Here is a 17,984-nt window from a genome sequence, read left to right as displayed (position 1 = left end):
GGCCGCTACGGGGCTTCCGGGTTCCACTCTGGCTCAATGGCCGTGATAGAGCGGTTTCAGTGGCGAGTACGGTTACCAGCGTGCGTGGGTGGCGCCGATCCAGCCGAGCGCGCCATTGACCGGCACCAGTTCGCCGCCGGCTTCGCGCAGGGCCCCGTCGAAGCGGCCGAACCACTGGCTGGTCTCGGCGAACAGCGGGCCCAGGCGTGGGCAGGCGCGGTGCAGCTTGCGCGGGGTGAAGGTGAGGTCGACGCGCTCGTCGGCTCCGCGCAGTTGCCAGGGCGACAGTGGGTCGTGCGGCACCTGGCGGATATCCACAACGCCAGCCAGTGGCTGCAGCTCGCCGCCGAACCACAGGGCGTTCTCGCTCAGGTGGCTGTTTTCCGTCCAGCCGGCGCCGAAATTGCCGGCGATGCCGCCGGGCGCGGCAAAGGCGGCGCGGGTCCATTGGGTATTGAACGGCCAGACGCCCCGGCCGAAATCCAGCGCGGCGAAGCTCTGGCCCTCGCTGCAGCGGTAGGTCCGGTGGCCGAGGGTCAGGCTGCCGCTGATCGGCAGGCCCATCTGCCGGCTGCAGGCGTGGAAGCACTTGCCGCTCATGGGCACCACCAGGTTGACCGATTCCAGGTGCGCCGGGCGCTGTACTTCCAGGGAGAGATTCAGCGGCTGGCCGCCCAGGTTCGGCGCGCAGGCGGTGATGCGCAATTGGCCCGGCTGCTCGTCGAAGCCCAGGCTCAGCTGGCCATGCTCGAAGCGATGGCTCTGGTTCGGCGTATCTGGCAGATGGCAGCCCAGGCCGAAGGGGCTGAACTGGGTGCGGTGCACCGACTGACCGGTTTCCAGGTCGAGGAAATACACGGCGCCGTAGCCCAGGTAGTCGAGGTCGGCGATGGTAATCGAGAGCATCCAGCCCGGCGCGTTGATGCACCAGTGGTTCCAGCGTTTGCGCCGGCCGACGTTGCCTGAGAGCTGGCAGAGCGTCTGCGGCCGCGACGACCAGCCCACGGCCGCGCTGTTCAGGCGGCCGCGCGCATCGCACAGGGGCGGTGCGGCGGCGAGCGTCGGCGGGTGGGTGAGGGTGTTCATCGGTCACATCCATGTGGCAACGCGCCGCAGCATGACGTTTCATGAACTGTCCTACAAGAGAAGCCGATCACTTCCCGGCCATTTGGCGGTCTCTTGAGCGCATTCCGAACTTAGGCGCAGAATGGCGGGTCCCACCCGGACACCCTTCAGACTCACAGGACTGCCCCATGACCGTTCTTCGTTCCCTCTGCACCGCAGCACTTCTGGTTGGCTTCAGTTCCGTGGCACTGGCTGACGCCAACGCCGAGGCGGAGAAATTCCTCAAGCAGGTCCATGCCGACAAGCTGACCGTGCCGGTCTACGCGCAAGTCCAGCAGATGCTCGCCCAGCGCTTCGCCCAGGCCAAGGCGCCGGACAGCAAGAAGGCCGTGCTCGACCGCTACCAGGCCAAGGCCAACGCCGAACTGGACCGCGCGGTGGGTTGGGACAAGCTCAAGCCCGATCTGGTCAAGCTCTACACCAGCAACTTCAGCGAATCCGAGCTCAAGCAGCTGAACGATTTCTACGCATCCCCCCTGGGCCGCAAGGTGCTGGAGAAGATGCCGCGCCTGACCGCCGAATCCGCCCAGCTGACCCAGGCCAAACTGCAGACCGCCGTGGAGCCGGTGAACAAGCTGATGGCCGACATGGACAAGGAACTGGGCGTGAAGGCCCCGGCCGCTCCGGCCAAGAAGCCCTGATCCAGACCCTGTATCATTGCCTGAATCGTACTGACTGCCTGATTGCCAGCGAGACCCGACATGAGCATGCGTGACCGTATCCAGACCGCCCTGAGCGCCCTCGAACCCCAGCACCTCGACGTACTGGACGAGAGCCACATGCACAGCCGCGGACAGGAAACACACTACAAGGCCGTGATCGTCAGCCCGGTGTTCGCCGGGCTGAACGCGGTGAAACGGCATCAGAAGGTCTACGCCACGCTCGGCGATCTGATGAGCCAGTTCCACGCCCTGGCCATGCACACCTACACCCCCGAGGAGTGGGCGCAGCAGGGCGCGGCGCCGGATTCGCCGACTTGCCGCGGCGGCAGCAAGCACGATCTTCCGCATTGATCGGCTGCCGGATGCGGGCTGCGTCCCGCTCCGGTAGAATGCGACACCCAGCGCCGGCTTCTGCCGGCGCTGTCATTTTCAGCTGTCGATCAGCTTTTGTTTCCAAACTGTCTGTTCCAAAGAAACCCGGTCCGCCCTTTACGCGGGCGACCACTGGAGTGATGCATGACCACCGAAAGAATCGTCGTCGCGGCGTTGTACAAGTTCGTCTCCCTGCCCGACTACGTCGCTCTGCGCGAACCCCTGCTGCAGGCCCTGCTGGATAATGGCGTGAAGGGCACCCTGCTGCTCGCCGAGGAAGGTATCAACGGCACCGTCTCCGGCACCCGCGCTGGCATCGACGGCCTGCTCGCCTGGCTGCGCAACGACCCGCGCCTGGCCGATGTCGACCACAAGGAGTCCTACTGCGACGAGCAACCCTTCTACCGCACCAAGGTCAAGCTGAAGAAGGAAATCGTCACTCTCGGCGTGCCGGGTGTGGACCCGAACGTCAAGGTCGGCACCTACGTCGAGCCCAAGGACTGGAACGCGCTGATCTCCGATCCGGAGGTGCTGCTGATCGACACCCGCAACGACTACGAAGTGGCCATTGGTACCTTCGAGGGCGCCATTGACCCGCAGACCAAGTCGTTCCGCGAGTTCCCCGACTACATCCGCGAGCATTACGACCCGGCGAAACACAAGAAGGTCGCCATGTTCTGCACCGGCGGCATCCGCTGCGAGAAGGCATCGAGCTACATGCTCAGCGAAGGTTTCGAAGAGGTCTTCCACCTCAAGGGCGGCATCCTCAAGTACCTGGAGGAAGTGCCCGAGGCCGAGACCCTCTGGCGCGGCGACTGCTTCGTGTTCGACAACCGCGTGACCGTGCGCCATGACCTGACCGAAGGCGATTACGATCAGTGCCATGCCTGCCGCAACCCGATTTCGGCAGAGGATCGCGCCTCTGAACATTACGCACCGGGCGTCAGTTGCCCGCACTGCTGGGACACGTTGTCGGAGAAGACCCGCGCCAGCGCGCGTGAGCGGCAGAAGCAGATCGAACTGGCGCGCCAGCGCAACCAGCCGCACCCCATTGGCCGTGATCCCCGCGCGGAGAACTGATCCATGACCAGCCGCCTGCTCTACGTGATGGACCCGATGTGCTCCTGGTGCTGGGGTTTTGCCCCGGTGGCCGGGAAGCTGGTGGAGCAGGCGCGCGCCTCAGGTACGCCGCTGGCGCTGGTAATGGGCGGGCTGCGCACGGGGCAGGGCGCGGCGCTGGAGCCGACCACCAAGCGCTACATCCTCGAACACTGGCATGCGGTTCATGACGCCACCGGCCAGCCGTTCCGCTTTGAGAACGCCTTGCCCGACGGCTTCGTCTACGACACCGAGCCGGCTTGCCGCGCGGTGGTCACCGCGCGTCGCCTGGACGAAGACTGCGCCTGGGCGCTGGTAGGTGAGATCCAGCGCGCCTTCTACGCCGAGGGTCGCGACGTTACCCAGGCCGGCGTGCTCACCGAGCTGGCTGAACAGGTCGGCCTGCCGCGTATCGAGTTTGCCGAAGCCTTCGACAGCCAGGACAACCACCTGGCGACCCTCGCCGACTTCTCCTGGGCCCGCGATCTGGGCATCGCTGGGTTCCCCACGCTGTTGGCCGAGCGCGATGGCCAACTGGCCCTGCTGACCAACGGCTACCAGCCACTGGGCGAACTGGCCCCGTTGCTCGAGCGCTGGCTGGAGCGCGGGCGGCATGCCTGAGCTGTCCGCTGACCGCCTGAGCTGGGCGGAAATTCGCCGGCTCGCTTTCCGCCATCGCAAGGCCCTGCTCCTCGCCAACCTGGTTGCCGTGCTGGCGACCGCCTGCAGCGTGCCGATCCCGCTGTTGCTGCCGCTGCTGGTGGACGAAGTGCTGCTGGGCAAGGGTGACGCCGCCCTGCAGGTGATGAACCACTGGCTGCCCGAAGGCTGGCACAAGCCCGCCGGCTACATTGGCCTGATGCTGCTGGTCACCCTGGTGCTGCGCAGCAGCGCGCTGGTGTTCAACGTGCTGCAGGCCAAGCTGTTCGCCCGGCTGTCCAAGGACGTGGTGTACCGCATCCGCCTGCGCCTGATCGAGCGGCTGAAACGCATCGCCCTGGGCGAATACGAGACCCTCGGCGGCGGCTCGGTCAGCGCGCACCTGGTGACCGATCTCGACACCCTCGACAAGTTCGTCGGCGACACCCTGAGCCGCTTCCTGGTGGCGCTGCTGACCCTCTGCGGCACCGCCGGCATCCTGATCTGGATGCACTGGAAGCTGGCGCTGCTGATCCTGCTGTTCAACCCGCTGGTGATCTTCGCCACGGTGCAGTTGGGCAAGCGCGTGAAGCACCTGAAGAAGCTGGAGAACGACAGCACTTCGCGCTTTACCCAGGCGCTGACCGAAACCCTCGAAGCCATTCAGGAAGTGCGCGCCGGCAACCGCCAGGGCTTCTTCCTCGGCCGCCTCGGCGTGCGCGCCCGTGAAGTGCGCGACTACGCCGTCGCCTCGCAGTGGAAAAGCGATGCCGCCGGGCGTGCCAGCGGATTGCTGTTCCAGTTCGGCATTGACCTGTTCCGCGCCGCCGCGATGGTTACCGTGCTGTTTTCCGACCTGTCCATCGGCCAGATGCTGGCGGTGTTCAGCTACCTCTGGTTCATGATCGGCCCGGTGGAGCAACTGCTCAGCCTGCAGTACGCCTATTACGCCGCCGGCGGCGCGCTGACCCGTATCAACGAACTGCTGGCCCGCGCTGACGAGCCGCAGTACGAGCACCGCCGCGATCCCTTCGCCGGCCAGACCAGCGTCGGCATCCAGGTGCGCGACCTGAGTTTCGCCTACCGCGACGAACTCGTGCTTGATGGGCTCGACCTGGACATCGCCCCCGGCGAGAAGGTCGCCATCGTCGGCGCCAGCGGCGGCGGCAAGAGCACCCTGGTGCAGTTGCTGCTGGGCCTCTACCAGCCGCAATCGGGGACCATCCGCTATGGCGGCGCGGCACTGGAGGAGATTGGCCTGGACTGCGTGCGCGAGCATGTCGCCGTGGTGCTGCAGCATCCGGCGTTGTTCAACGACACGGTGCGCGCCAACCTGACCATGGGCCGCGAGCGTGGCGATGAAGCCTGCTGGCGCGCGCTGGAAGTGGCGCAGCTGGCGGACACCATCCGTGCCCTGCCGCAGGGGCTGGACAGCGTGGTCGGGCGCTCCGGCGTACGCCTCTCCGGCGGCCAGCGGCAGCGCCTGGCGATTGCCCGCATGGTGCTCGCCGAACCCAGGGTGGTGATCCTCGACGAGGCTACCTCGGCACTGGATGCCGCCACCGAATATGCCTTGCACCAGGCCCTCGAGCGTTTCCTCGAAGGCCGCACCACGCTGATCATCGCCCACCGCCTGTCTGCGGTGAAACAGGCCGACCGCGTGCTGGTGTTCGACGGCGGGCGCATTGCCGAAGACGGCGATCACCAGCAACTGATCGCCGAAGGCGGGCTCTACGCCCGCCTGTACGGCCACCTGCAGCAGAGCTGATCAGCCGTAGCGGGTGACTTCGAGGAAGGCCACGCAATTGCCCAGGTCGTGGAAGACCCGCGCACTGCCGATGTCGTTGTAGGGAATGCCCAGCAGCAGGTCGAGCAGGGCGGCGTCGCTGCGATAGTGCGGGCGCCAGTCCAGCAGGCCTTCGAGGTAGGCGATGTCCGGCACGCCAGGCAGGAAGTTGCCCATCAGCAGGCGCCCGCCCGGCAGCAGGCGGGCGAACAGGTTGCGGGTCAGGTCGCGGGCGTCGTGATCGTCCAGCACCTCATACAGGCCCGGCGAATAGATCAGGTCGAAATGCAGCAGGTCCTGGCGCCCGTAGAACAGGTCGTCCAGGGTGCACTGTTGTGTCTGGATGCCCAATGCGGCGTAGCTGGCTTCCACCGTCTGCAGGGACAGCGCCTGCGCATCCACGGCGGTGAATTCGAGGAAGCGGCCGTGGCGCAGCGAACGCGCCAGTTCGACTTCACGCAGGTGCCCGCAGCCCACGCAGAGGATGCGCGCCTGGCCGTTGAGCTGGTCGCAGCAGCGGTCGATCTCCCGCGCCAGCAACTGGCGGCGCGAGCGCAGCGCGCGGGAGGCGGGGGCGGAGCTGGCGTAGCGGAACAGCTCCTCCGTGGGGCCGTCGGGCAGCAGCGAGCGCAGGGTGCTGTCGATGCCATAGAGGTAGTCCATCAGCACGGCGTTGCCGGCGCCTTCACCCATCGGCCGTTCACGCCGTCGGGCAAAGGGCACCACGCGCGGGGATTGCGCGGGCGGCGCGCTGCCCGCGGCGAGGGCCAGCAGGTCGGTCTCGTCATCCCGGAGGTGACGCAGTTGCTGTTCGAGTTGCTCGATGGCTTCGGTTAGCGAGTTCGGATTCTGCTGAGTGCCCTTGTCCATTGCCGTCCACCTGGGATGCCCGCTCAGTGAAGAAGAAAGCGCCACCGGCCGCCCTGGCCGGTGATCCGTCCAACACCTTAGGAGCCGCTTGGCCCCAGGCCATCATCTGAATGAATGACGGCCATGAAATTTCAGCGCTGCCCGAGCCGTACCAGCAGGCTGACCAGTTCGGCCTGGCGACTGGTGTGGGTCTTGCGGAACAGCCCGCGCAGTTGGCTGCGCACTGTGTTGATCGAGGTGCCGAGCTGGTCGGAGCATTGCTCCGGCGTCAGCCCGCGCACCAGCAGGTCGCCCAGGCGTTGCTCGGCCGGGGTGAGGCCGAATAGTTCGCCCAGCAGCCGGCTCTGGCGGTGCGCGTCAAGCAGCGCCAGCAGCACCAGCGGGCGCTGGAAGGGCTGGTTGAAGCTCGCCTCGGCGGGCACCGGGGTGACCAGCAGTTCCTGCCCTGTGCCATCGCCCAGCGGCAGCCACCCGGCCTTGCCCTTGCCGGTGCGGGGCGCAGCCTGGCGTACCAGGGTCTGGAGTCTGGCGTCGTGCTGGCGCAAGTGCAGGCGACCGAAGACTTCATGGAACAACCCGGCGCGCAGCCCGAGCCGCTGCTGTGCGGCCTGGTTGGCGTAGAGCACGCGGGTGTTGCCTTCCAGCAGCCACAGCGGCGTGGGGTGCTGGTCGAGCAGCAGATCGCGGTGGGCCAGTTGCTGGCGCATCTCGTCGATGCGTCCGAACATCCGGGCGGCGCGGATCAGGTGCTCGCTCAGGCGGGTCAGCAGGGCCTGTTCCCGGGCGTCGGGGTAGCGAGCACCGAGGCTGGTCAGCACCGACAGGTAGACGCCGGAGTTGGCTTGTTCGTTGAGCTTCAGGCAGGACACGTTGTGCATGCCATTGGGGCGCTGGAATTCCTGGTAGTACGGGTCGCGGGCCATGCGCTGCGGGCCGTATTCCTCGCGGTCGTGGTACCAGCGGCCGACAGGGCGGTGGAGCATGAAACCCTTGGATGGGTCGATGGTGCAGAACTCGCGGTTGTAGGTCTCGATGGCGCCGGGATCACAGAGGTTGATCTCGCTGGCCAGTGCGCCGCTCTCGGTCTGGTCCCAGAACAACAGGGCGCCCTGCTGGCGGCCGCTGGCGGAAATCAGCTCGGTGAGCAGCGGCAGCCAGTTCGCCTCGTCGAGCACGCACTCGTAGGTCAGGCCCACCAGACGGTCATAGCGAATGTTCAGATCGCGCCGTGGCATGGCCGCTCCGTCCCTTGCTTGCGGATTGCATTTTCCACCGTGGCTTTTCACCTTGCAGAATGCACTTTGCAGATTGCACGATCGTCTGAGGTATGGCACATCGCCTTCGCTGTCGCAAGGCCACTAATTGGCTCTTTCCGAGGGGGACTTCGGCAGGCGACGGAAGGTGTTTTAAGGGGGGGCGCATCACTTTTCCGCCGGGCGGCGGGCCATCAGCCGACCAAGCGTCATGGCTCATGGTTTGTGGATTTCCCGCGATCGGCTAGAAGTTAAGGAAGGGGCGGCCTGGCAGAGAAGTCCCCGAGGCGGAGTGAAAGCTCCTCCCCTGTGGCCTGGCAGGAATCAGAAGAAGGAAGTCGAAACTGGTTATGGATGCAATGGGACTGTTGCCGACCCGGCGTACGACGCGTCTGCTCAAGCTGGTCTGGCCGTTCATGGTCGTGGTCCTGCTGCAGACGCTGATCGGCAGCGGCAGCTTCTTTATTCTCTCCGGCGTGCGCGCCTATGTGGGCGGCGAGAGCCTCTGGTCCAAGGGCCAGAAGGACGCCATCCATTACCTGCAACTCTATGGCCAGAGCCGCGACACGGCGGATTACGAGCGCTACCGCACCGCCATCGCCATTCCCCAGGGCGACCGTACCTTCCGCGTCGCCCTCGACCTCAGCCAACCCGATCTGGAACTGGCCCGCGCCGGCGCCCTGCAGGGCGGCATCCATCCCGACGATGTCGGTGCACTGATCTGGCTGTACCGCTATTTCCACGAGTACAGCTACTTCGACCAGGCCGTGAAGATGTGGGTTATTGGCGACGCCTATCTCGACCAGTTGGAACTGCTGTCCGATGAGATGAACGCGAAGATCCGCGCCAACGACGTCCGCCCTGGCGACCTGAGCTACTGGAACAGCCGCATCCAGGCCATCAACGATGGTGTCACACCGGCCGCCATGGCCTTCTCTGCCGCGCTCGGGCAGGGCTCGCGGATGATCATGTGGGTGCTGCTGATCACCAACGGCGTCACCGGCCTTGCGCTGATCCTCCTGGCCGTCTGGCGCACGCGCATCCTGCTGCATCAGCAGCGCGCCTTCGAAAGCGCGCTGGACACCGAGAAGGAGCGCGCGCAGACCACCCTGGCAGCCATCGGGGACGGTGTGGTCACCCTCGACGAATACGAATGCATCGCCTATTTCAACCCGGCGGCGGAACGTCTGATCGGTTGGGACAACTCCATGGCCGTCGGCCTGCCGCTGCGTTCGCTACTGCGGGTACTCGACGAGAACTCCCAGGCCGAGGGGCTGCCGCTGGTGGGGCAGATTCTGCGTGGCGAGGTGGATGGCGGCAGCGAGACCAGCAAGCTGATCCAGCGCCTGGACGGCACCAGCGTGGCGGTGACCCTGGTGGCTACGCCCATCCACGCCGATGGCCGGGTGGTCGGCGTGGTGCTGGTGCTGCACGACATGACCCGCGAGCGCCAGTACATGGCCAGCCTGTCCTGGCAGGCGACCCACGACGCGCTGACCGGCCTGACCAACCGCCGCGAATTCGAATTCCGCCTCAAGCAGGCCCTGGAAAGCTCGGCCGATGCCCACGACCAGCATTCGCTGATGTACCTGGACTTGGACCAGTTCAAGTTGGTCAACGACACCTGCGGCCACGCCGCCGGCGACGAACTGCTGCGCCAGGTCTGCTCTGTACTGCAGCAGTGTCTGCGCGATGGCGACACACTGGCGCGCCTGGGCGGCGACGAGTTCGGCATCCTCCTGGAACATTGCCCGCCGGACATGGCGGTGCAGATCGCCGAGCGCATCCGCCTCACCGTGCAGGCGCTGCATTTCATGTGGGAAGGCCGTGGCTTCAACATCACCGTGAGCATCGGCGTGGTGCATATCTCTGCCATGCTGGTATCGGTGGAGGAAGCCCTGCGCTGTGCCGACATGGCCTGCTACATGGCCAAGGAAAAGGGCCGCAACCGTGCCCAGGTGTTCCGCCCGGACGATACCGAGCTGTCCAACCGCGTCGGCGAGATGGCCTGGGTGCAGCGCATCCGCCTGGCCCTGGAGGAGGAACGTTTCTGCCTCTTCGCCCAGGCGATATTCCCGGTCGACGAGCGAGTGACGGAGGGCGCGCACGTCGAACTGCTGCTGCGCCTGAACGACGAGTGCGGCCGGCTGGTCGCGCCGATCAACTTCATCCCCGCCGCCGAACGCTACGGCTTGATGCCGGACATCGATCGCTGGGTGGTCGAGAACGCCTTCCGGACCCTGGCCGAGCGCATCGCCGAGGGCGGTTACGAACCGATCCACACCTGCGCCATCAACCTTTCCGGCGCTACCATCGGTGACGACACCTTCCTCGACTTCCTCCGCGAGGTGCAGCCGCGCTACCGCATCGAACCGTCGAGCGTGTGCTTCGAGATCACCGAGACCAGCGCCATTGCCAACCTGGTCAACGCCACGCGGTTCATCCAGGAGCTCAAGGCTCTGGGTTACCGCTTCTCCCTGGACGACTTCTGCGCCGGGATGTCCTCCTTCGTCTATCTCAAGCACCTGCCGGTGGACTACCTGAAGATCGATGGCAGTTTCATCAAGGACATGCTCGAAGACCCCATCGATCGCGCCATGGTCCAGGTGATCAACCAGATCGGCCATGTGATGGGCAAACGCACCGTGGCGGAGTTCGTCGAGACGCAGGAAATCCTCGAAGTCCTGCGCGAAATAGGCATCGATTACGCCCAGGGCTACGGCCTGGCGCGGCCGCAACCCTTCAATCGGAGCTTCCTGCGTGAGACGCACGTCGCAGCCGTAGCATCGGACACAACCTCCGGACGGTGACGTGACGCCAGGACAGGACTAACCTGAGGCCTGAATTACCGGTGCTTGCATGGATCGACCAGCAACGGAGCCTTGGATGAACGACACCTTTGTTCGCAGTGGGCCGCTCAAGGAGCTTTCCAGCTATCCGCACTGGGCCCAGCGCCTGGTGCAGGAGTGCGAAACCAGCCGTCTGTCGGTGGTCGAGCATCCTCTCTATGCGCGCATGCGCGATGGTCAGCTGAGCCGACAGACCATGCGCGCCTTCCTCATCGGTGGCTGGCAGGTGGTGGAGCAGTTCCCCCTGTACATGTCCCACAACCTGCTCAAGACCCGCTTCGGCCGCAGCCCCGGCGAAGACATGGCGCGGCGCTGGCTGATGCGCAACATCCGAGTCGAGCTCAATCATGCCGACTACTGGGTGCGCTGGGCGGAGGCCTACGGCGTGACGCTGGCTGAACTCAAGGCCCAGTTGGTCCCCGCCGAACTCCACGCCCTCGGCCATTGGTGCTGGCACAGCTGCGCCACCGAAGAGCTGGCCCTGGCCATGGCGGCCACCAACTACGCCATCGAAGGCGCGACTGGTGACTGGTCGGCGCTGGTGTGCTCCACCGATACCTACGAGCGTACCCTGCCGGCCGGCACCCGCAAGGACGCCATGCGCTGGCTGAAAATGCACGCCCGCTATGACGACGATCATCCCTGGGAAGCCCTGGAGATCATCTGCACCCTCTGCGGCCCGCAGCTCGCCATGCCGCGTTGCCTGGCGCTGCGCGAGGCGATCTGCAAGAGCTACGGCTACATGCGCATCTTCCTCGACCAGTGCCTGGCGCTGGAGCAGGCGCAGGCCGGAACGCGCCGGGCGGCTTCGATGAAGGCGGCGGGGTAGGTTTTTCCCAGGTTTGGCCTGACGGTTTGGCGTGGGACTTGCCCCCTCCCTTCAGGGAGAGAGGCTGATTGGCGCGATGGGGGGCTTTGACTTTCGTCAGAGAGTCGGTCCAGCGATCCCAGGATCGCGATGCTATTACCGGCCTGCTCGGGCGGCTCCCTCTCCCTTCTGGGAGAGAGGCTGGTTGGCACGATGGGTGGGCTTTGACTCTCGTCAGAGAGTCGGTCCAGTGATCCCAGGATCGCGACGCTATTACCGGCCTGCTCGGGCGGCTCCCTCTCCCTTCAGGGAGAGGGCTGGGGAGAGGGGCTCTCCGGCGACCTCAAGTTCAGTCTCAGGGCACGAGAATGATCTTCTCGCTGCTGCCCTCGTTGATTTCGTGATAGCGCTGCACGCCCTCGCTCAGCGGCACTTCGCGCAGGCCGCTGGGCAGCGGCAGCCTGCCGTCGTCGAACCACTGGCCGAACTGGCGCAGCATCGCGGCGCAGGCGACCGTGTCGTACAGCAGCGAATTCACTCCCACCACCGAACCGCCACGGCGATACAGCGCCAGGGCCGGCAGTTGCACGTGACCGTCCACCGGCGCGGCGATGATGGCGATGCGGCCGAAAGTGGCCAGGGCGGAAACCGCTGCCGGCAGCCAGAAGCCGGTGGTGTCGAAGATCACCTCGGCGCCCCCGGTGAAGTGTTCCTCTACCTGGGCAGCCAGCGTCTCGGCGCTGCCCAGCAGGATGCTCGGCACGCCCTGCGCCTGCAGCTCCACTTGTGACTCGGCGCGGCGCACCGCGCCCAGCACCTGCGCGCCACGAGCCTTGGCCAGCGAGATGGCCGCCGCGCCGACCGCGCCGGAGCCGATCACCAGCAGGCGAGTACCGGCACCGACCTGGCTGCGCTCCAGGGCGTCCCAGGCCGTGGTGAAGGGCACACCACAGCTGGCGGCCTGGGCGAAGCTCATGCGCTCGGGCATCAGCGCCACACCGCCGACCGGCACGCTCATCAGCTGGGCGTGGCTGCCGTTGCGGGTGAAACCCAGGCCTTTGCCGGTGCCCCAGACGGATTTGCCCAGCAGCCCGGCCGGGCCTTTCACCACGGTGCCGGCAAAGTCGCGGCCCGGTACGCGGGGCAGGGTGGTGTAGGGGAAGCGGCCGAGTACGTTCTTCACGTCACTGGGGTTCAGGCCGGCGGCGTGGACTTCCACCAGCACCTCGTCGGCGGCGGGAACCGGGTCGGCAATCTCGGTGAAGCTCAGGGCGGCGAGGTCGCCGGTGCGGTCGAATTGCAGGGCTTTCATGGCACGGGTCCTTGGCAATCAGTGGGAGAGGGGGATCAGTGGAGCCAGCGGGTCAGCAGCGGCAGGGCGTTCTCGCCGATCTGCATGCCCAACAGGCCGATCAGCGCCACCAGCGGCGGTGCTGGCGAACGGAAGTCGAGGAAGTGGTAGGCCAGGCCGACGGCAATGCCGATGGCCAGGGAGATCAGGTAACTCATGGTGTCCTCCGAGGATCGCTCCGGCGGCTGGGTGGGTTGGAGGCAGTCTAGGGGCTGCTGGAGGGCGTCGCCGGACAGGGACTTCGGAATATCGGACAGATGTCGGTGGGGAGTATTGGATGGACGTGCACCCGCGTAGGAGCGGACTTCGTCCGCGATGTGCTTGCGTTGCGCTGGAGTCACATCGTAGGGCGCATAACGCGCCAGGGTTATCCGCCCTACGGTCCTGCGTGGGCTTGAGGTTTTCAGCGTCGCGACGGCGTGCGCGCAAACTCTGTGTTTCGCCCCCTCGGGCGACCTTCTTTGGCAAACGCCCCAAAGAAGGCAAAGGTCTTGCCCCGGACATCCGGTTTTTCGCTTAGGCGAAAAATTCCCTCGTTGAATTGAAGTTTCAGGGGCACGCGCTGACGGGCCATCCTTGGCCCGACAGCGCTCTCGTTGACATCCATGTCGCTCATCGCCTGAAACTCCAATTCAACGAGGCCTCCTGAACGGGGCCGCTCGGAGTGCGCGGATATTTCTCTGCAAGTCTTCAAGAGCCAGAGCGGCGGCGTGATGGGCTTTTGTAGGAGCGAGCTTGCTCGCGAACGCAAGGCACCGTGCGGTTCCGTTCGCGAGCAAGCTCGCTCCTACGAAATGCAGGGGCTACCGCGCGCAATACTCCGACGGCGCCACGCCCAGCTCGCGGCGGAACATCTCGCTGAAGCTCCCCGGCTGATACCCCAAGCCATGGGCGATCTGGCTCACCGCGATGCCCTCATTGAGCTGCGCCACCGCCGTGGCCAGCTGCACCTGCCGCCGCCATTGGGCGAAGCCCATGCCCAGGCTGCGCTGGAACAGGCGGGCGAGGGTGCGCACGCTGGCGCCCGCGTCGGCGGCGTGCTGCTCGAAGGAAATTTCCTGGGTTGGCTCGGCCATCACCGCCAGGCACAGGTTCAGCAGGCGGCGGTCGGAGTCATCCGGCAGCGGGACGCGCAACAGCAGGCTGCGAGCGCGTTGCAGCTCCAGCACGGCCAGCTGCGACAGCGCCTGGTAATACGCGGAGTCGGGCTCGCTCTCGTGCTGCACCAGGGTGACGATCAGTTCACGCAGCAACCCGCCCACTTCGAACGCCTGCACCTGTTCGCCCAGGGCATCTGCCGTCCCCGGCCGCAGGTAGATGTTGCGCATCTGCAGCTCGCTGACCACACGGATGCCATGGGGTACCTGCGGGGGCAGCCAGACGGCGCGATTGGGCGGCACCAGCAGGGCCTCGGAAGGCGTCTCCAGCCACATCACTCCGGACATCGCATAGAGCACCTGCCCCCAGTCATGGGAGTGCGGCTCGATGTGCAAGCCGCGCGGGTAGCTGCGGGCGAGGGCGCGCAGGGAAGCCGGGGTGGCGTCGAAATCAGGAGGAGCGGCGCGGGCCATGGGCGGATTCGGGCAGGGGAGATGGGCGCATGGTAGCCGCCGCACTGCGTACTGACGAGCGCGCCGCATTCGCACTGGCAGGCTGGCGCACCACCTTGTCACGAATTCTTTACGGTGCGACGGCATGCCGCACGGGGCTTTGGGCGGCGTAAGGATTTCTTTCCGGGCCATCAGCCCCGGCACGCCGCAAACCCTCGGCGGCCAGCTTGTTCCAAAGCCCCGCGACGGTTGTGATGAAGGCATTCCAAACGCCTGGACGGCCTGTGCGCCGCCCCAGCCGATAACGACAACGAGGAGGCCGGATGAACGCCGTGACCAAGATCGAGCAACACAACCCCATCGGCACCGACGGCTTCGAGTTCGTCGAATTCACCGCCCCCGACGCGAAGGGCATCGAGCAACTGCGCCAGCTGTTCACCGGCATGGGCTTCACCGAGACCGCCAAGCACCGTTCCAAGGAAGTCTTCCTGTTCCAGCAGAACGACATCAACATCGTGCTCAACGGCAGCCCCACCGGCCACGTCCACGAGTTCGCCAGGAAGCACGGCCCGAGCGCCTGTGCCATGGCCTTCCGGGTGAAGAATGCAGCGCAAGCCGCCGCCTACGTCGAATCCCAGGGCGCCAAGCTGGTGGGCAGCCACGCCAATTTCGGCGAACTGAACATTCCCTGCGTCGAAGGCATCGGCGGTTCGCTGCTGTATCTCGTCGACCGTTATGGCGACAAGAGCATCTATGACGTCGACTTCGAGTTCATCGAAGGCCGCTCGGCCTCCGACAACGCCGTCGGCCTGCTGTGCATCGACCACCTGACCCACAACGTCAAGCGCGGCCAGATGGACGTCTGGTCCGGCTTCTACGAGCGCATCGCCAACTTCCGCGAGATCCGCTACTTCGATATCGAAGGCAAGCTCACCGGCCTGCTGTCCCGCGCGATGACCGCGCCTTGCGGGAAGATACGCATCCCGATCAACGAGTCGGCGGACGACAAGTCGCAGATCGAGGAATTCATCCGCGAATACCACGGCGAGGGCATCCAGCACATTGCCCTGACCACCGAAGACATCTACGCCACCGTGCGCCAGCTGCGCGCCAACGGCGTGGATTTCATGAGCACCCCGGACACCTACTACGCCAAGGTCGACACCCGCGTCGCCGGCCACGGCGAGCCGCTGGAGCAACTGCGCGATCTGAACATCCTGATCGACGGCGCGCCGGGCGACGACGGCATCCTGCTGCAGATATTCACCAACACGGTGATTGGCCCGATCTTCTTCGAGATCATCCAGCGCAAGGGCAACCAGGGCTTCGGCGAGGGCAACTTCAAGGCCCTGTTCGAATCCATCGAGGAAGACCAGATTCGCCGTGGCGTGATCTCCGAGCAGTAACCTGATCGAGGGCGGTCGCCTGACCTGTGCGGCCGCCCCGGAGAACCGCCATGCTCACCCTGTATTCCTACTGGCGCTCCAGCGCCGCCTACCGCGTGCGCATCGCCCTCGGCCTCAAGGGGCTGGCCTACCGCCAGGTGCCGGTGCACCTGGTGAAGGATGGCGGGCAGCAGCACGCCGCCGAGTACAAGTCGCTCAATCCGCAGGAGCTGGTGCCGTTGCTGGTGGATGGCGACGCGCGCATTGCCCAGTCCCTGGCGATCCTCGAATACCTCGAGGAAACCCACCCGCAACCCGGCCTGCTGCCGCGCGATCCGCTGCAACGTGCGCAGGTGCGTTCGCTTTCGCTGCACATCGCCTGCGACATCCATCCGCTGAACAACCTGCGCGTGCTGCAATACCTCAGCGGCCCGCTGGGTGTGGCGGACGAGGCGAAGAATGCGTGGATTCGCCACTGGGTCGAAACCGGCCTGCACGCGGTGGAAGAGGGCATCTCCAGCTGGAGCGGTCCGCTATCGCTCGGTGAGCGCCCCGGCTATTTCGAGGCCTGTCTGATTCCCCAGCTGTACAACGCTCGACGCTTTGACTGCGACCTGTCCGGTTGCCCGCGCCTGCTCGCCATCGCGGCTCGTTGCGAATCCCTCGAAGCCTTCCTGCAGGCTGCTCCGGAGGTGCAGCCGGACGCCCAATAAATTCATCCGCTCCACCGCTCTTTAGCCTTGCCTTGCCCGCACCGCCCGGCCACAAGCCGGGCGGCCGATTCCCGTCACAGATAAAAACAACAGGTGACGCATGACGCGTGAAACTCAACACGCAGGCCAGCTCCAGCGCGGCCTGAAGAATCGCCATATCCAGCTGATCGCCCTCGGCGGCGCCATCGGTACCGGGCTGTTCCTCGGCTCGGCCGGGGTGCTCAAGTCCGCCGGCCCGTCGATGATTCTCGGTTACGCCATCGCAGGCTTCATCGCCTTCCTGATCATGCGCCAGCTCGGCGAGATGATCGTCGAGGAACCCGTCGCCGGTTCCTTCAGCCACTTCGCGCACAAGTACTGGGGCGGCTTCGCCGGCTTCCTTTCGGGCTGGAACTGCTGGGTGCTGTACATCCTCGTGGGCATGTCGGAGCTTACCGCGGTGGGCAAGTACATCCACTACTGGTGGCCGGATGTACCGACCTGGGCAACGGCGGCGATCTTCTTCGTGGTGGTCAACGCGATCAACCTGTTCAACGTGAAGGCCTTCGGCGAGGCGGAGTTCTGGTTCGCGATCATCAAGGTCGCCGCCATCGTCGGCATGATCGCCCTGGGCTGCTACCTGCTGGCCAGCGGCACCGGTGGCGAGCAGGCGGCCGTGAGCAACCTGTGGGCCCATGGCGGCTTCTTCCCCAATGGCATCAGCGGGCTGGTGATGGCCATGGCGATCATCATGTTCTCCTTCGGCGGGCTGGAAATGCTCGGCTTCACCGCTGCCGAGGCCGACCAGCCGAAAAAGGTGATCCCCAAGGCGATCAACCAGGTGATCTACCGCATCCTGATCTTCTACATCGGCGCGCTCACCGTGCTGCTTTCGCTGACCCCGTGGGACGCCTTGCTGCAGACCCTGAATTCCAGCGGCGACTCCTACAGCGGCAGCCCCTTCGTGCAGATCTTCTCGATGATCGGCAGCAGTACCGCGGCCCACGTCCTCAACTTCGTCGTGCTCACCGCCGCGCTGTCGGTCTACAACAGCGGCACCTACTGCAACGGCCGCATGCTGGTGGGCCTGGCGGAGCAGGGCGATGCCCCGCGCGCCCTGGCCAAGGTGGACAGCCGTGGCGTGCCGGTGCGCTCGCTGATGGTTTCGGCGGCGGTAACCTTCCTCGCTGTGCTGGTGAACTACCTGGTGCCCGCCCGTGCGCTGGAGCTGTTGATGTCCCTGGTGGTCGCCGCACTGGTGATCAACTGGGCGATGATCAGCCTGGCGCACCTGAAGTTTCGCGCACGCATGGATGCCGACGGCAAGCGCACCGCCTTCCGCGCCGTGGCTTACCCGGCGGCCAACTGGCTGTGCCTGGGCTTCGTGGTGTTCATCCTCGGCGTCATGCTGCTCACGCCGGGTATCCAGGTATCGGTCTACGCGATCCCGTTGTGGCTGCTGGTGATGTACGGCTGCTATCGCCTCAAGCGCCAGCCGGCGCGGCGTGGCTCGGCGGGCGTGGCACTGGCGGACTGACCTGCCA

Annotated in this window: 16 protein-coding genes and 1 pseudogene; 10 read left to right on the top strand and 7 right to left on the bottom strand. The window is 65.7% G+C overall.

Annotated elements, in window-relative coordinates; all coding sequences use genetic code 11:
• Positions 1-72 precede the first annotated feature (72 nt).
• The gene (locus tag ACNFH5_RS08585; protein ID WP_416745196.1) at positions 73-1,086 is read right to left on the bottom strand and encodes a DUF2804 domain-containing protein; all 1,014 of its coding nucleotides are present in this window, start codon (positions 1,084-1,086) and stop codon (positions 73-75) included.
• Between the two features lie 121 nt (positions 1,087-1,207).
• Here ACNFH5_RS08585 and ACNFH5_RS08580 point away from each other — a divergent pair.
• From ACNFH5_RS08580 to ACNFH5_RS08560, 5 genes and pseudogenes are all read left to right on the top strand, one after another.
• Positions 1,208-1,766, top strand: a pseudogene (locus ACNFH5_RS08580) (DUF2059 domain-containing protein).
• A gap of 60 nt (positions 1,767-1,826) precedes the next feature.
• Complete coding sequence (locus tag ACNFH5_RS08575) at positions 1,827-2,138, top strand: BolA family protein (protein WP_416745195.1); 312 nt, start codon at positions 1,827-1,829, stop codon at positions 2,136-2,138.
• A 165-nt stretch (positions 2,139-2,303) separates the two neighbouring features.
• Positions 2,304-3,239: a rhodanese-related sulfurtransferase gene (locus ACNFH5_RS08570; RefSeq protein ID WP_416745194.1), complete on the top strand. Its 936-nt coding sequence runs from the start codon at positions 2,304-2,306 to the stop codon at positions 3,237-3,239.
• Positions 3,240-3,242: 3 nt separating this feature from the next.
• Positions 3,243-3,878 carry a DsbA family protein gene (locus ACNFH5_RS08565; protein ID WP_416745193.1) on the top strand — a complete coding sequence of 212 codons (636 nt, stop codon included), beginning with the start codon at positions 3,243-3,245 and terminating at the stop codon, positions 3,876-3,878.
• On the top strand, positions 3,871-5,664 hold the full coding sequence (locus ACNFH5_RS08560) for an ABC transporter ATP-binding protein (RefSeq protein WP_416745192.1): 1,794 nt from the start codon (positions 3,871-3,873) through the stop codon (positions 5,662-5,664). Before ACNFH5_RS08565 ends, ACNFH5_RS08560 begins: the two co-directional genes overlap by 8 nt.
• Here the strand turns inward: ACNFH5_RS08560 and ACNFH5_RS08555 are convergent, their stop codons facing one another.
• A complete protein-coding gene (locus tag ACNFH5_RS08555; protein WP_416745191.1) occupies positions 5,665-6,552 on the bottom strand; it encodes a class I SAM-dependent methyltransferase in 888 nt (295 codons plus the stop codon).
• Positions 6,553-6,683: 131 nt separating this feature from the next.
• The gene (locus ACNFH5_RS08550; protein WP_416745190.1) at positions 6,684-7,787 is read right to left on the bottom strand and encodes a helix-turn-helix transcriptional regulator; all 1,104 of its coding nucleotides are present in this window, start codon (positions 7,785-7,787) and stop codon (positions 6,684-6,686) included.
• Between the two features lie 377 nt (positions 7,788-8,164).
• On the opposite strand from ACNFH5_RS08550, the gene ACNFH5_RS08545 reads away from it, so the two are divergent.
• Together ACNFH5_RS08545 and ACNFH5_RS08540 are read left to right on the top strand one after the other, a co-directional pair.
• Complete coding sequence (locus ACNFH5_RS08545; RefSeq protein WP_416745642.1) at positions 8,165-10,615, top strand: EAL domain-containing protein; 2,451 nt, start codon at positions 8,165-8,167, stop codon at positions 10,613-10,615.
• A 76-nt stretch (positions 10,616-10,691) separates the two neighbouring features.
• Complete coding sequence (locus ACNFH5_RS08540; protein ID WP_416745189.1) at positions 10,692-11,483, top strand: TenA family transcriptional regulator; 792 nt, start codon at positions 10,692-10,694, stop codon at positions 11,481-11,483.
• 334 nt (positions 11,484-11,817) lie between these two features.
• Here ACNFH5_RS08540 and ACNFH5_RS08535 read toward each other — a convergent pair whose 3' ends face one another.
• From ACNFH5_RS08535 to ACNFH5_RS08520, 4 genes are all read right to left on the bottom strand, one after another.
• Positions 11,818-12,774 carry a quinone oxidoreductase family protein gene (locus ACNFH5_RS08535; protein ID WP_416745188.1) on the bottom strand — a complete coding sequence of 319 codons (957 nt, stop codon included), beginning with the start codon at positions 12,772-12,774 and terminating at the stop codon, positions 11,818-11,820.
• Positions 12,775-12,809: 35 nt separating this feature from the next.
• Complete coding sequence (locus tag ACNFH5_RS08530; RefSeq protein ID WP_017517667.1) at positions 12,810-12,971, bottom strand: DUF1427 family protein; 162 nt, start codon at positions 12,969-12,971, stop codon at positions 12,810-12,812.
• A gap of 245 nt (positions 12,972-13,216) precedes the next feature.
• Positions 13,217-13,429, bottom strand: a complete 213-nt coding sequence (locus ACNFH5_RS08525; RefSeq protein ID WP_416745187.1) for a hypothetical protein — start codon at positions 13,427-13,429, stop codon at positions 13,217-13,219.
• 187 nt (positions 13,430-13,616) lie between these two features.
• A complete protein-coding gene (locus ACNFH5_RS08520) occupies positions 13,617-14,384 on the bottom strand; it encodes an AraC family transcriptional regulator (protein ID WP_416745186.1) in 768 nt (255 codons plus the stop codon).
• Between the two features lie 302 nt (positions 14,385-14,686).
• On the opposite strand from ACNFH5_RS08520, the gene hppD reads away from it, so the two are divergent.
• From hppD to ACNFH5_RS08505, 3 genes are all read left to right on the top strand, one after another.
• Positions 14,687-15,769 (top strand): 4-hydroxyphenylpyruvate dioxygenase, encoded by a 1,083-nt coding sequence (gene hppD / locus ACNFH5_RS08515; RefSeq protein ID WP_416745185.1) that lies wholly within the window; start codon positions 14,687-14,689, stop codon positions 15,767-15,769.
• A 50-nt stretch (positions 15,770-15,819) separates the two neighbouring features.
• On the top strand, positions 15,820-16,461 hold the full coding sequence (maiA, locus tag ACNFH5_RS08510; protein ID WP_416745184.1) for a maleylacetoacetate isomerase: 642 nt from the start codon (positions 15,820-15,822) through the stop codon (positions 16,459-16,461).
• Between the two features lie 100 nt (positions 16,462-16,561).
• Entirely contained in the window at positions 16,562-17,977 is a 1,416-nt protein-coding gene (locus ACNFH5_RS08505; protein ID WP_416745183.1) for an amino acid permease, read from the top strand.
• Positions 17,978-17,984 lie beyond the last annotated feature (7 nt).

Source organism: Pseudomonas sp. NY15435 (assembly GCF_048068295.1).
Taxonomy (GTDB): Bacteria; Pseudomonadota; Gammaproteobacteria; order Pseudomonadales; family Pseudomonadaceae; genus Pseudomonas.
The sequence above is the reverse complement of the archived record's forward strand: the minus strand, read 5'-3'. Positions and strand labels throughout refer to the sequence as shown.

Bases quoted from the DNA above. Each gene is read 5' to 3' on its own strand.
- ACNFH5_RS08545 (WP_416745642.1), top strand. From the start codon at position 8,165: ATGGGACTGTTGCCGACCCGGCGTACGACGCGTCTGCTCAAGCTGGTC.
- ACNFH5_RS08530 (WP_017517667.1), bottom strand. From the start codon at position 12,971: ATGAGTTACCTGATCTCCCTGGCCATCGGCATTGCCGTCGGCCTGGCC.
- ACNFH5_RS08555 (WP_416745191.1), bottom strand. From the start codon at position 6,552: ATGGACAAGGGCACTCAGCAGAATCCGAACTCGCTAACCGAAGCCATC.
- ACNFH5_RS08570 (WP_416745194.1), top strand. From the start codon at position 2,304: ATGACCACCGAAAGAATCGTCGTCGCGGCGTTGTACAAGTTCGTCTCC.
- ACNFH5_RS08525 (WP_416745187.1), bottom strand. From the start codon at position 13,429: ATGAGCGACATGGATGTCAACGAGAGCGCTGTCGGGCCAAGGATGGCC.
- hppD (WP_416745185.1), top strand. From the start codon at position 14,687: ATGAACGCCGTGACCAAGATCGAGCAACACAACCCCATCGGCACCGAC.
- ACNFH5_RS08550 (WP_416745190.1), bottom strand. From the start codon at position 7,787: ATGCCACGGCGCGATCTGAACATTCGCTATGACCGTCTGGTGGGCCTG.
- ACNFH5_RS08535 (WP_416745188.1), bottom strand. From the start codon at position 12,774: ATGAAAGCCCTGCAATTCGACCGCACCGGCGACCTCGCCGCCCTGAGC.
- maiA (WP_416745184.1), top strand. From the start codon at position 15,820: ATGCTCACCCTGTATTCCTACTGGCGCTCCAGCGCCGCCTACCGCGTG.
- ACNFH5_RS08565 (WP_416745193.1), top strand. From the start codon at position 3,243: ATGACCAGCCGCCTGCTCTACGTGATGGACCCGATGTGCTCCTGGTGC.
- ACNFH5_RS08560 (WP_416745192.1), top strand. From the start codon at position 3,871: ATGCCTGAGCTGTCCGCTGACCGCCTGAGCTGGGCGGAAATTCGCCGG.
- ACNFH5_RS08575 (WP_416745195.1), top strand. From the start codon at position 1,827: ATGAGCATGCGTGACCGTATCCAGACCGCCCTGAGCGCCCTCGAACCC.
- ACNFH5_RS08505 (WP_416745183.1), top strand. From the start codon at position 16,562: ATGACGCGTGAAACTCAACACGCAGGCCAGCTCCAGCGCGGCCTGAAG.
- ACNFH5_RS08520 (WP_416745186.1), bottom strand. From the start codon at position 14,384: ATGGCCCGCGCCGCTCCTCCTGATTTCGACGCCACCCCGGCTTCCCTG.
- ACNFH5_RS08585 (WP_416745196.1), bottom strand. From the start codon at position 1,086: ATGAACACCCTCACCCACCCGCCGACGCTCGCCGCCGCACCGCCCCTG.
- ACNFH5_RS08540 (WP_416745189.1), top strand. From the start codon at position 10,692: ATGAACGACACCTTTGTTCGCAGTGGGCCGCTCAAGGAGCTTTCCAGC.